General features: G+C 47.8%; 12 protein-coding genes and 3 pseudogenes. 10 read left to right on the forward strand and 5 right to left on the reverse strand.

The window, feature by feature from the left end; translation table 11 throughout:
- Window positions 1-149: 149 nt before the first annotated feature.
- The 4 genes and pseudogenes from POTG_RS22825 to POTG_RS18590 all read left to right on the forward strand — a co-directional run.
- Window positions 150-906 (forward strand): annotated as a pseudogene (locus tag POTG_RS22825) (UPF0236 family transposase-like protein); the annotation flags it as partial.
- A 257-nt stretch (window positions 907-1,163) separates the two neighbouring features.
- Entirely contained in the window at window positions 1,164-1,400 is a 237-nt protein-coding gene (locus POTG_RS18585; protein ID WP_036646206.1) for an MBL fold metallo-hydrolase, read from the forward strand.
- Between the two features lie 37 nt (window positions 1,401-1,437).
- Window positions 1,438-1,695: a sulfatase-like hydrolase/transferase gene (locus POTG_RS25435; RefSeq protein ID WP_379402343.1), complete on the forward strand. Its 258-nt coding sequence runs from the start codon at window positions 1,438-1,440 to the stop codon at window positions 1,693-1,695.
- The gene (locus POTG_RS18590) at window positions 1,673-2,461 is read left to right on the forward strand and encodes a sulfatase-like hydrolase/transferase (RefSeq protein WP_379402341.1); all 789 of its coding nucleotides are present in this window, start codon (window positions 1,673-1,675) and stop codon (window positions 2,459-2,461) included. Before POTG_RS25435 ends, POTG_RS18590 begins: the two co-directional genes overlap by 23 nt.
- 88 nt (window positions 2,462-2,549) lie before the next feature.
- On the opposite strand, the gene POTG_RS18595 is transcribed toward POTG_RS18590, so the two are convergent.
- Complete coding sequence (locus tag POTG_RS18595; RefSeq protein ID WP_009226398.1) at window positions 2,550-3,752, reverse strand: ROK family protein; 1,203 nt, start codon at window positions 3,750-3,752, stop codon at window positions 2,550-2,552.
- Window positions 3,753-4,038: 286 nt separating this feature from the next.
- Here POTG_RS18595 and POTG_RS18600 point away from each other — a divergent pair, with 286 nt between their 5' ends.
- Genes POTG_RS18600 through POTG_RS18610 form a run of 3 tightly spaced genes read left to right on the forward strand, consistent with a single transcriptional unit; the run spans window position 4,039 to window position 6,260 of the window.
- On the forward strand, window positions 4,039-4,671 hold the full coding sequence (locus POTG_RS18600; RefSeq protein WP_009226399.1) for a chromate transporter: 633 nt from the start codon (window positions 4,039-4,041) through the stop codon (window positions 4,669-4,671).
- 30 nt (window positions 4,672-4,701) lie between these two features.
- A complete protein-coding gene (locus tag POTG_RS18605) occupies window positions 4,702-5,244 on the forward strand; it encodes a chromate transporter (protein ID WP_009226400.1) in 543 nt (180 codons plus the stop codon).
- A 26-nt stretch (window positions 5,245-5,270) separates the two neighbouring features.
- Complete coding sequence (locus tag POTG_RS18610; protein WP_009226401.1) at window positions 5,271-6,260, forward strand: formylglycine-generating enzyme family protein; 990 nt, start codon at window positions 5,271-5,273, stop codon at window positions 6,258-6,260.
- Between the two features lie 107 nt (window positions 6,261-6,367).
- Here POTG_RS18610 and POTG_RS18615 read toward each other — a convergent pair whose 3' ends face one another.
- The 4 genes and pseudogenes from POTG_RS18615 to POTG_RS18630 all read right to left on the reverse strand — a co-directional run bounded on the left by POTG_RS18615 (window position 6,368) and on the right by POTG_RS18630 (window position 9,542).
- Window positions 6,368-6,691, reverse strand: coding sequence for an AraC family transcriptional regulator (locus POTG_RS18615; RefSeq protein ID WP_332306514.1), 324 nt, complete (start codon window positions 6,689-6,691; stop codon window positions 6,368-6,370).
- Between the two features lie 75 nt (window positions 6,692-6,766).
- Window positions 6,767-7,006, reverse strand: a pseudogene (locus tag POTG_RS25170) (AraC family ligand binding domain-containing protein); the annotation flags it as partial.
- Window positions 7,007-7,287: 281 nt separating this feature from the next.
- A pseudogene (locus POTG_RS18625) lies at window positions 7,288-7,557 on the reverse strand (IS110 family transposase); the annotation flags it as partial.
- A 965-nt stretch (window positions 7,558-8,522) separates the two neighbouring features.
- Entirely contained in the window at window positions 8,523-9,542 is a 1,020-nt protein-coding gene (locus POTG_RS18630) for an IS256 family transposase (RefSeq protein WP_415841585.1), read from the reverse strand.
- 446 nt (window positions 9,543-9,988) lie between these two features.
- On the opposite strand from POTG_RS18630, the gene POTG_RS18635 reads away from it, so the two are divergent.
- The 3 genes from POTG_RS18635 to POTG_RS24470 form a co-directional block, all read left to right on the forward strand.
- Window positions 9,989-10,261 carry a hypothetical protein gene (locus tag POTG_RS18635; RefSeq protein WP_198136234.1) on the forward strand — a complete coding sequence of 91 codons (273 nt, stop codon included), beginning with the start codon at window positions 9,989-9,991 and terminating at the stop codon, window positions 10,259-10,261.
- 1 nt (window position 10,262) lies between these two features.
- On the forward strand, window positions 10,263-10,988 hold the full coding sequence (gene istB / locus POTG_RS18640) for an IS21-like element helper ATPase IstB (protein ID WP_009226406.1): 726 nt from the start codon (window positions 10,263-10,265) through the stop codon (window positions 10,986-10,988).
- 316 nt (window positions 10,989-11,304) lie between these two features.
- Window positions 11,305-12,798: STAND family AAA ATPase (locus POTG_RS24470; RefSeq protein WP_036646217.1), on the forward strand; the 1,494-nt coding region annotated here is incomplete at its 3' end.

Consider the following 12,798-nt stretch of genomic DNA (forward strand, 5'->3'; position numbering starts at 1 on the left):
ACTTATTGACCTTTTTTGGCCGGAGCATTATTTAATGCTTCTTTGGGCTACCCCCAAACCGGAAATTTACCAAGGATTACCTCGAACTGCATAGGTCATGTCTTTAGAGTAAAATTTGCCAAAAACACACCAAAAAGGAGGAGGCTCCTGTGCAGCACTTTAGCACAATCATTCCGACAATGAAAGAGCTTGAAGAGTGGATGTTCAGAAAGATGCAGGATCTGTTCACCGCCGCGATGAGAACCGCGCTGGAGAAGTTGGATGAGATCATTCTGGAGCAACGGGATCGGGAGCGGTATCGCGTCAAGGCCGAACGGGAGACCAGCATGAACACCGTATTTGGCAACATCCGCTTCAAGCGAAGGTTGTACATGGATCGCCAAACCGGCAAATACGTGTACCTGCTCGACCAGCACTTGCGATTTGAAGGGCGAGGGAAAGTCAGTCCGCATCTGCTGGAACCAGCTATTGCCTTTGCGGCGGAGGGGCCGGTGAAGGCTGTGGAACAGCGCAAGGCCAGGGTGCTGTTCGTGGAAGTGGATGGCCTGTACACGAAAACTGCAGCGGCGGAAGCGGCACGGGATGGAGCATGTGATCGCCGTGGTGCATGAGGGATGGGAGCAGGTCGGCAAGCGTGTGCGGCTTACGAACAAGCAGCATTACCTGCATCGGAGCGAGGGTGACTTTTGGGAAGGGTTCGGCGACTTTCTGACCGAACAGTACGCGATCTGAAGCGGTTTGTGGGACACCTGCCGAAGATATGGAAAGCCGTCAGACAGGCGTTGGCCAGACAGGATCCGGCGGCACCGCAAACATCTGGAAGATTACCGGAAGACACTTGAAGCAAACGGAGCCAATGGCAAAGCCGCGGCTCTTTTTCGCATGATCCATCATCCCCCAAAAAAGTGCCCACACTGACTTGACTCAGACGAGCTTCGCCTTCACTTGCGGCGGCATACAAGTAGGACGCATAATAAAAGTTGTCGCGTATATCGCCGTGAAACCATAGACCGCTCGGCAGCAAGGGCTGCTCGCAAGCCCGCTTGGCCACCAGCCTGCGAATGTCACGCTGGCGCTGACTGAAATCGTTCATGAATGGATTCATCTTCTCTTAACCGGTTCTTTTCCTATTATACCATTCACACCCAAAGGAGCTTAAGCATATGTCACCAATTCAACCGACGAATAACATTCGAGAGCAAGTCCGCTCGACCACACTTCCAGAGGATGCGATTGCAGTATGGTCGCTTGGCCAGGAAGGTTTTCTTGTCAAATGGAATGATAAAACCGTCTTGTTCGATCCTTATTTGTCAAACTGGGTTTATGAGCTCGCGGGCGAGCCTTGGCAGCGCGCCTTCGAATCGCCGCTTCAACCTTCGGACTGCCGCGCTGTCGATTAGTAGGAATGAAATCGACACAAAAGAGGGGAACACGTTCATGAGAGTATTGCTGCTTGATTTGGATTCAATGCGCCCGGATCACCTTGGCTGCTACGGCTATGCAAGAAACACGTCGCCCCATATTGACCGTATTGCCGCCGAAGGAATCAAGTTTGATAACTACTACACATCGGACGCGCCTTGTTTTCCTTCGCGCACAGCGTTGATGACGGGCAGATTCGGCATACACAACGGCGTAGTAGGTCACGGCGGGCGATGTTCTGGAAGCGCACATGCGGAAGACGGGGCCGCATAGCGCAAGCGATATCAACATGTATGCCAACCGGACCAATCCCGAATATCCAAGACATCCGGGAGAGATTCGCAACAAGGAAGAACTGCGATTTATGATCGACGGCTACGATTGCGGCGTCCGCCATATGGACGAACGTATCGGCTCTATCTTCAAGCCGCTCGAAGAGAAGGGGGTAATGGATGATTTGGTCGTTATTATAACGGCAGGCCACGGCGAAAATATGGGCGAGCTCGGCATCTATGGCGAACACGGAACTTCCGATCAGGCGACTTGCCGTATTCCGATGATTATCCGTTGGCCCGGAATGACCCACGGCACTTCAGACAGCGGACTGCATTATCATCTGGATCTGCTCCCTACAATGGCCGAGACTATCTGGTTGTATCCCAGTGCGCGCATGTATGCCAGCGGAGCGTTCGATTCGAAGATTGGCTGTATATGCGGACGGACCTACCATGACGGTTATCATTTGTTTGACAAGGAGATGCTCTTCAATCTGAAGGACGACCCGTTCGAGCAGCGCAATCTGGCGGCGGAAATGCCTCATGTGTGCAAGGATGCCATTTACATTCTGAATGATTGGCATGACGAGATGATGTCTTCGATGAAATACGATGTTGATCCGCTATGGACGGTAATGAAGGAAGGGGGGGCGTATCATGCCAAAGGGAATTTGCCCCGCTATCTGGAACGGCTTAAGGAAAGCGGCCGAAGCGATGCGGTTCCGGAACTGATAAGACGCCACCCGATTGAGTTGACCCGATAGCAGAGGAAGAAAAAAACACGTTGTCACTGTCGAGCTTACATCGGCTCGGATGGACAACGTGTTTTTTGCATTTTGAACGGATCGCCGTTTAGACAGGCATCGCCTTCCATACCATAAGAGCCGCACCGGTCGCGACGGCGTCTTCCTTCAGAACGCCCTTGGAGAACACGGGGACGTATTCGGGATAATAATACGCGTTGCTCTTCGCCACTTCGGTTGCCGTCTGGAAGAACCGGTTATGCGAATTGACCAGCGTGCCGCCGAGAATTATCGTCTGCGGATGGAACAGATTGATAACGTTGGACAAGCCGATGCCGAAGTAACACGCTGCCCGCAGGAACAGCTCGGATACATAGGCGTTGTCGCGCGCTAACTCCCTGAGCAGAATATCATAGCTGATCTGTTCCGCCGACATATGGTAAGCGGTCGTCAGATCGCCGCGGCCCATCTTGGCATCGGAGCGCGCCTGCTTCTCGAGAGCCTGAATCGAGACATACGCTTCGAGTGCGCCGTAATTGCCTTCCTCGTGGAGACGAGGGCCGTCGGATTGGATAATCATTTGACCGATCGAACCTTCCATATCTACCGAGCCATAAATAATCCGGCCGTGAGACATCATTGCGGAGCGCATGCTCATTCCCGCATGGACGTAGACCATATGCTCGATGCCTTCATGTCTAAGCGCCCAATGCTCGCCGATCAGCGCCGTATTGGCGCCGTTGTCCAGCTTCGCTTGAATACCGGTTGCCGCCTCGATCCGCTCGCAGATCCGCACATTGTTCCAGCCGCTCGCCGGGAAGTAGAGCGGGTTCAGAATTAACCCTTCATCGCGGTTCAGCGGCCCGACAGCGCCGATCCCGATCCCTATGACTTGAGATTCGGTCAGCCCGTGATCGGCGAGCAGATTCCGAATTTGCCCGGCGACATAAGCAACGAAGTGATCGGGCGTCATATCCTGATCCATCCGCCACCTCACGGACGACTTTGCATTCATGCCCATGTCGAACAAACCTAACGTCGAATAAAACCGCGATATTTCAAGTCCGAAGACATAGCCGTACGCTTCATTGATTTTGTACAGGATCGGCTTGCGGCCGCCGTTCGAAGGTCCGAAGCCGGATTCCACGATTAGCCCGTCGCCAAGCAGCTCGTCCAGCAAACGATTCATCGTGCTGGACGTAAGCGAGTAGCTGGGGAGCAGATCGGCTTTTGATACGACGCCTTGATGCGCTATATGCTGGTACACCGTTTTTTTGACGGATTGTTTGGTAGCAAGCTGGTCCATCCTCATCCCTACTTTTCCTATTAACTTTAAGACCTTTATCCTTTATCATATCCTAAATGCGGCGTAATTAGCTAGACTGAGATAACATATGTGCCACTTATTTGCAAAATGGCAAAAACGAATCATATCCCAGTTAAACCATTCGAATAGGACCTATATATTTAGGCGGAATATTTGACTTATGACTTCTATAATGATTTATTATAGCCCTTTTTTAATAAAGTTAATTTCAAAATGAAAAAAAGGTGGTATACTACTCATAGAGATAGAAATCGGAAAGGGAGAGATCGACATGAAGGGAACGGGGAAGCTCATCTGGCAATTGTTCATGACGTTTCTCGGAATTAGCCCAACTACGTTCGGCGGCGGCTTTGCGGTTATGCCGGCCATTGAGCGGGAAGTCGTAGAGAAACGGAAGTGGATGGAAGGCGAAGATATTGCTGATGTTTTCGCCGTTGCTCAATCGGTTCCGGGCGCGATCGCGATTAATTCCGCGACGTTCATCGGTTATCGTGTTGCCGGCATTCGCGGCGCGATCGCTGCGATGGCGGGGATGCTGCTTCCGACCTTCTCTATTATAGTAGCTTTGTCGTTCATTTTCCTTCAAGTAAAGGATAATCCCAAGGTCGAAGCGGCTTTTCTGTCGATCAGGGCAACGATCGTGGCGTTGATCGCGTATGCCGGCATCAAATACGGCAAAAAAGCGCTTGTCGATAAAACCTCTGCAGTGCTCATCGTTGTAACGTTGCTGCTGCTATTGGTAGGTCAGGCATATATCCATCCTATGCTGCTTATTATTGGAGGCGCGGCAGCGGGAATCGCCATTCAAATGGTGAAGGCTAAGCGGGGGCAAGGGCAGGCGCGGGAGAGGCTGAATCAGAAGACGCCCAAGCCGCAGGAGCAAGTGTTTGATTATATGATCTAATTCAGATTGAATATGAAGGAGGTGCGCCCAATGATTCTGCTCGAGCTGTTCCTGACGTTTCTGATGATCGGATTCGTCGCTTTCGGCGGCGGCTACGCGATGATTCCGCTTATTCAGCAGGAGGTTGTCGAGCGGCACGGCTGGATGACACTTTCCGAATTCACGGATATGATCGGCGTCGCGGGCATGTCGCCCGGTCCGATCGCAACGAATATGGCGATATTCGTCGGCATGCACCAGGCGGGACTAGCAGGCGCGGTTGCTGCCGCCATCGGCATGGTGCTGCCTTCGCTAGTGATTATCGTGGCGGTCGGCATGGTATTTTTCAAAATCCATCAAAACAAGTGGATGCAATCGTCGCTCTATGGGTTGCGTTCGGTCATTACAGGTCTTATTCTATATGCAGCGGTTGTGTTTGCGATTAGGAACGGACTTGTCGCGTCTTTGTCATGGTTCACGTTAAGCCAGGTGCTTATCTTTGCGGGGTCGCTGGCTGCGCTGCTCCTGTTCCGCAAACATCCGTTATCGATATTGGTCATATCCGGACTTATTGGTATTGCGATATATAGTTAGAAGCTTTCAAAGGAAAGCTAAGGGGGATGGACATGTTGAACGAGGACAAGCTGCCGCCGTGCTGCTCGGCATCCCGCGCCGATACGAAGCCGGACCTTGCCGCTGGAAGCAGCTTCGTGACTTTGGAACGAAGGCTGCCGCGCAAGGCGGAGAAGGCGATGCACAGCGATATGGTGACTATACCGGACGGGACATTCCTGATGGGCACGAACACGAATGAAGGCTTTCCGAAGGATGGGGAGGGGCCGGCGCGCGAAGTGCGGGTTCGGGGCTTCCAGATGTCGCCGTATCCCGTGACGAATGAGCAGTTCAAGATGTTCGTGGATGCAACGGGGTATCGAACGGAAGCCGAGTCCTTCGGCTGGTCGTTCGTCTTCCATCTGCTGGCGTCGGAGGAGACGAAGCGGCGGGTTAAGGACGTGCCTCAGGGCGTTCCCTGGTGGCTGGTTGTCGAAGGCGCCTACTGGGCTGCCCCGGAAGGACCCGATTCTTCGATCGAAGATCGAATGGATCATCCGGTCGTCCATGTGTCATGGAACGATGCGGAAGCCTATTGCCGCTGGGCCGGCGTTCGGCTGCCGACGGAGGCGGAGTGGGAATATGCCGCGAGAGGCGGCTTGGAAGGCAAGACCTATCCATGGGGCGATCTGCTGAAGCTGGACGGCGAACATCAATGCAATATATGGCAGGGCAAGTTCCCGGTGAAAAATAACGCAAGCGACGGTTATGTCGGCACAGCGCCTGTCCAGACCTACAAGCCGAACGGCTATGGTCTCTATCAGATGTCGGGCAATGTGTGGGAATGGTGCGCGGATTGGTTCTCGCCGGACTACCACCGGACGATGCCGGCCGATAACCCCGTCTATACGGCGCCAACCGGCAGCCGATCGATGCGCGGAGGCTCCTATCTCTGCCATCGTTCTTATTGCAACCGATACAGGGTGGCGGCGCGCAGCTCCAATACGCCCGACAGCTCGACGGGCAACTGCGGCTTTCGCGTCGTGCGCGACGCGTGAACGATCGGGGATTGAAGAACTGCCTCATCATATAGAAGGTACTCACTGTATTACAAAGCTGAGGCCGCCCTCTAAAGTCATCATGTGACTTTGGAGGGCGGCCATCTTTATGTTTTCCGGCGATAGTCCGTCGGGCTCATTCCGTAAAAGGCGGTGAATTGCTTCGTGAAATAAAACGGGCTTTGAAAGCCGGCGAGTCCGGCGATCTCGGACACAAGCAGCGTCGTATGCTTCAGCAGACGGGCAGCGTGCTTAAGCCTCAGCTTCAGCAGCGTCTCCATCACGGAATCGCCGGTCTGCCCCTTGAACAGATGGGAGAAGCGGGAGGGAGACAGCGACACGCGCCGCGCAAGCTCGGCAATCGTATGCGGTGCGTCAAGATGGTCGGTTATATAGATTAGCGTATCGGCAATACGAGGGTCGAGGCTCACGCTAACCGCTGCGAACTGCGCTAAATGAATAAGCGCCTCCTCCAGCGCGTTAAGCGACAGCAGCTCGGCGTAACGGTCCGTATGGCGTTTCTCGCGAACGAGCCGCTCGAAGGCGAGGACCATCCGCTCGAAGGCGGCCGACTTTCCTAGCTGGAGGGTAATAGGGCCGTTGTTGTCCTGTCCGATGGGGAGCAGATCCAGCCAGCGCACCTCCGGGATGAAATGCGCCCAGACGAACTCCCAAAGGCTGCCCTCCGACGTGTAATAATGATGAGGAATCCCCGGTGGGAACAGGACGATTTCGCCTTCCGTGCAGCTGAACTTCTCTTCCGATCGTTAAGGTTATTGGCCATTCCGAGCATTCCCCCTTATGGTTCCAAATTCTATAATGAAACCAAGAAGAAAGCAATCATAGATGGGTATCATCATAAGTCCAGCGGTATGATGTCAAGTGCTAGATTCGAGTAAATTGGAAATTTTCAAGTGAAAAGTGCTTTGAGTCTGGAAAAATGACAATATCAAACTAAGCCCAGTCAAAATCGAGGAAAACTCCATATTTTTACTGGGAATAGTAAAGGGCTTGGGCAAAGGTGGCGTCAATCCTTCGCAGTCGTTACCTTCTTCCGTGGCGTATAGAGTTGGCCGCCCGGCAGCAGCACATCGACCAGACGCACAAGTTTTCTTGCCGTTAAGACGAGGGCGCGTTTGTGTTGGTACTTAGGAACTTCCTGGTACTTCTTCCGGTAATACTCACCGAATTCCTCATCGCGGTTTTTCACCGAGTTGGCAGCTTCAACCAGGTAATAGCGAAGGAATCGGTTGCCGGATTTAATGCGTGCGGTGTCCTCTGCCTCGAAGACGCCGTTAAGGGATCAAGTTCACGGATTCAGGTAGTATATTAAATTACCATATTTATACATATAAGTGTTTACAATATATAGGATTAATAGTATGATTTAACAGATACTAACTTAGCTAAAAATTTCCTGGCCAGGAAAAAATGAAATCAAGGGATGGTGATGAAAATGAAGATAAACAAAATATTAAAGACCATGTTAGTCTCCGTATTTATGCTTAGTTCTAAATTGATGAAGATAAATATAAGTATACCGAGACGTTTCAATTAATTGATATCGTTTTTAGTGAACATAAGCCGCATATGGGGTCAATAGTTTATACTACAATAAATAATGGGAAACCTGTCCTAAAGATACTTGGAATCATTCAAATTTTGGGGGATTTTGATAAAGTGAGTATTTCGGTAAATGAGAATCTTGGGCCAGATACAAATTATCCAACCGATATAAAGATTATTGCGCCTTCACAAAATTATAACGAAGCAGTGTCTATAAACCAATTGTTCGAAGTTGACAGCAATCATAGCCAGTGAATACTAGTACGAGATTACTTGATAGTATATACGTGAGGATAAAGAGTTGGCAATAAGCATGGTTAGCCCCGAAAAATATTCAATTTTTGATTCAGGATAGGATCATCGTTAATTTAAGAAAGACTTATACAAAAAAGAAGCCGCATAAAATGCGATTTCTTCATGGTTTGTATTGAGCGTAGTTTAATTGATACGAAGAATGATCTTCCTGAATTATGTTTGGTTTATATATAGCTAAAGCTTCATTAACTTTGTTCCAATCCCAAATGGAATCGATGATTGACTTCAAACATTCGTCCATAAATCGAGGCATTGCGAATTCGCTGAATTGCTTGGTTTGCTTGATTATTCTCCTATATGATTGTGATACCATCTGTAATGATCACATGGAGTCTCTTCTTCGGGTCTGTCAAGTATTTTGTGTAAACTCATTTAAAAGATTTAATGCATGTAGGGGGTGACACGCTCCCCGAAGTGAATGGACAACTGTAGGAGGATTTGTCCCCAGCCGAGGATCCGACCAGTCCATTTCTTCATGACATCCATTGTGGATAAATATAGCATTTTCAAAAGAGCATCATCGCTTGGAAATATCGTCTTGCCCTTCGTCACTTTACGAAGTTGGCGATGGTAGCCTTCGATCACGTTAGTCGTGTAGATGATCTTCCGCAGCTCTTGCGGATACTGGAAGAACGCTGTAAGTTCGGTCCAGTTGGAGCGCCAGGAACGTACGATGTGTGGATATTTCTTGCCCCACACAGCTTCGAATTCATCCATAGCAGCCGCAGCGGCCTGCTCATTGACAGCCTTGTATATCGGCTTAAGCGCAGCCGCAACGGCCTTCATATCCTTGTATGGCACGTACTTCATAGAGTTGCGGATTTGATGCACAATGCATTTCTGAACGTCTGTCTGTGGATAGACGGCTGCGATCGCCTCGCTGAAGCCGTTCAGGTTGTCCACACAATTGATCAGGATGTCTTTGACACCGCGGCTCTTTAGGTCATTCAGAACACCAAGCCAGAACTTGGACGATTCATGTTCGCCGATCCATATGCCCAGAACGTCTTTATGTCCTTCCAGATCGATGCCAATGACCATGTAAGCCGCCTTGTTTATAATTGCCTTGTCTTGCCGAACCTTGTAGTGAATGGCATCCATAAATACAACGGCATAAACCTGCTGCAGCGGCCGGTTCTGCCATTGCTCAATTAGCGGCAGGATGCGGTCAGTGATATTGGAGACGAGCGTCGGGGATAAGTCAACGCCATACACCTGGTTGTAGTACGCCTGAATATCCCGTGTGGACATTCCTTTTGCGTACATCGATATAATCTGGTTTGCTATGCCCGATACGTCATTCTGATGCTTCTTGACGATTTGCGGCTCGAACAGATTTTTAACGCATTCTGCACATCTCCGGCAGTCTGGATGTGGTTCTCGCTGATGAACTGTCTCAATTGCTCTTTGGTAAACATGCCCATTGTGTTCTCCGTCTCCCGTCTCGTATTGTCTACTGCTAGAGTAACTTGGTTTAGGAGTTTACACAAATGATTTTACAGTCTCTATGAATTAAACCTTGCGCTCCTCCCTCAGTGCTATATTTCTTCTTTAGTCGAATGATTTGCCGTTCGGTCAGCCCTAGGGCTACTGCTCCTTCTCTGTTCGTCATATGTCCCCCGAGGACTTTCTCCACCACAACTACCTTCTTTAAGTTGTATATAGTAGTCTAAACGTTCTGGGATCGTCTGGTCATTCTGAACGGCCACCACCAGAAGATTCGGGAAGTCCCCAGACCTTACACGGGGCGAACTGCGGACGTTCCGTGGTCGAAAGTGTTTACCGGATGGTTGAGAAAACCGCGCAGTGTTACACACTCACAATTTCTCCGCATGTTGCCGGAAACATTGCAAGCGTATGTGACGGTGAAAGATCTGGCCGAGCGAAAAGAACGTCTTCAGGCGCTGTCGCATTGGAGCGGTGTGTACACCATAGAACAGATCCAAGAAGCGATCGCGTTGCTAGGGCAGGATACGGCGGTCGACCGCATCACGGCGGTCCTTGGCATGAAACATGGAAACCGGGACTTGCCGGTTACGTGGGAAGAGACGCTGTCGCCACCGGGGACCCGTTCAGATGGCTCCCTCGAACACTACGACCAACTTGTGGGGGTGAGCTAACATGGCGACAGAACTGGCGGATATGTGTCGGCAGCTACGATTGGCGCATGTCATGGACTATGTATCGCTTCAGCAGAACGAAGAGATTCAAAGCATGGTGGAACAAATTCTTAATGCGGAACTGGACGGCCGCCGACGTGCCAAGTTAGGAAAACTGGTCCAGCAGGCTGGATTTCCGCATATAAAGACCTTTGAAGGGTATGTGTATGACCATATCACTTTTCCGAACGGCAGCAGTCCAGAGAAAATCCAAGGATTAGAATGGTTAGAACGCAAGGAGAATTTGCTCTTGATGGGTGCCGTAGGCACGGGCAAGACGCATATGGCAACGGCATTGGGTGTGGAGGCTTGTCGCCGAGGCAAAGCGGTGCAGTTTTACCGAGCCTCCGATCTGGTCGCCGTGCTTCAGGAGAAATTTGCGGCGGGTACACTCAGCCGATTTCGAGATAAGTTGAGAAAGGTTGATTTGCTCATCCTCGATGAGGTTGGTTACGTCCCATTCAGCCAAACCGGATCTGAGCTATTATTTAACGTAATTGCGGATTGCTATGAGCAAAAGAGTGTGATCGTTACATCCAATTTGGAGTTTGGTCAATGGACATCGATATTTGGCGATACCAAACTTACATCAGCTCTCGTCGATCGTCTGGTGCACCATGCTCATATCCTCTCCTTCACAGGTGAGAGTTTCCGCTTCAAACAAGCAATGGAACGAATTCCTATTTAACTTCGATGCTGGCAAGTGGGCTTGGCACTTTTGGCTGCAAATCTAAGCATTTTCTACTTGCAAAACACAACAATATGAAGTTACTTTTGGGGACGATTATAAACTTATTCATAAACCATCTAAAGAACGAACACTTGTTATTAGTTCAGAATATCGTTTAAAACTGCTTAATGATCTTAAACAAGAATCGTCTAATGATTTTACAAAATACTTTGTATTTCCACGGATTGAAAGTGCTGAATTATCAACTGGCCAAAGTAATGAATTCTTAACAGATGAAGAATTCGTAAATGAGATATTAACTAAGAAGAAAGTAATGATTTATGGACAGTACAATACTGGGAAAACTACGCTATTAAAATGGTTGTTTCTATCTTTATCCGAAAAAGGATATACACCGGTGTTTTGCGGTACAGAGAATTTGAGGGGAAATCCTAGACGGATTTTGAAAAACTGCTTTGTGGATATTTACGGTGAAAATCCATCTGATTTTCAAAGATTCCAGCAGTCACCTACTGAAAAAAAGGTATTTATAATTGATGATGTTGATCTTCTTGCGCCGGACCATTTTGAAAGACTAATTGAGGCAGTACAAAATGAGTTTACTTATTTCATTTTTTCTTCGAAAAAAAACTACAACTTAGATGTTATTGAGCAAATGAAAGAGTTTTTGAAAACATCTGATTCTATTTTTAAATATGAATTAACAATGTTTTATGCAGATAAGAGAACTGAATTAATAGAAAAATCAGTGGCTTGTCACATTACAGAACCTACATTAAAAAATAAAATAGTCCGTAGCATTTCTGATACAGTAAACTCTCAAAAAAGACTTATCAGACTGGATCCCGATTTTATATTAAAATATGTGTCATATTATTGTAAGAATGTTGGAGACGCTGCTTCTCGAACTACAAATATTTTTAGTAAGGTATTTGAGGCTAATTTGGTAAATGCACTTAGTAGATTTAAGGCAAAAATTTCTGTTGAAAAAGCATTTATGTTGTTATCGGCAATAGCATATAATGTTCATTTTCAAAAACAATATCCAATACCAAGCGAAATGATCTTTAGATGCATTGAAAACTATAATCAAGAATATGGTACTAATGTAAATGTAAATGAAGCACTTGATTTGTTTATCAAATCACAGATATTAACGCCTCTAGTTGATGATGAAAATTCATATGTATTTTCCAATAATAGTTATATAGCTTTTTTTGTAGCACGTCATTTAAATATTCAGTATCACGAAACAGGTGATGATAGAGATTTACAATACATTATTAAGAATGCTTGTTTCGGAATGAACGGTGACATATTATTGTTCTTAACCTTGATCACAGATAATGTTCGTATTCTTAGATTCATATTAGAAATGGCTAATAATTTTACCGAAAGTTGGATCGAATTCAGATTAGATAACATCCCTGACTTTATGAAGTGGAGTAAAGATCATAAAGTAGAGCTTCCTGCCGCTGATGCAACCACACAACACGAAAAGTCTGTAATTAAGGATGAAAAATCAGCGCTGAACGATATTGAAGTATTAAATATATATGATTATTCCGAAGAGGAAGCAGAAGAGTTTGGAAATAAATTGATAAGAGCTATCCAATTGTTGTCTATTGTTGCAAGATGCCTTCCAATTTTTGAACATCTGATGAGAAAAGAGGAAAAGGAAAGTTTTGTTAAGCAGATCTATGAATTACCTAATAAGATATTCCATGTTTGGGTAACTAAAATAGACGAAGAAGCTGAGAATTATGTAAACTATTTCAAATACCATTCTGATAAGCAATATATTAAA

It is taken from the genome of Paenibacillus sp. oral taxon 786 str. D14, assembly GCF_000159955.1.
GTDB classification, from domain to species: Bacteria; Bacillota; Bacilli; order Paenibacillales; family Paenibacillaceae; genus Fontibacillus; species Fontibacillus phoenicis.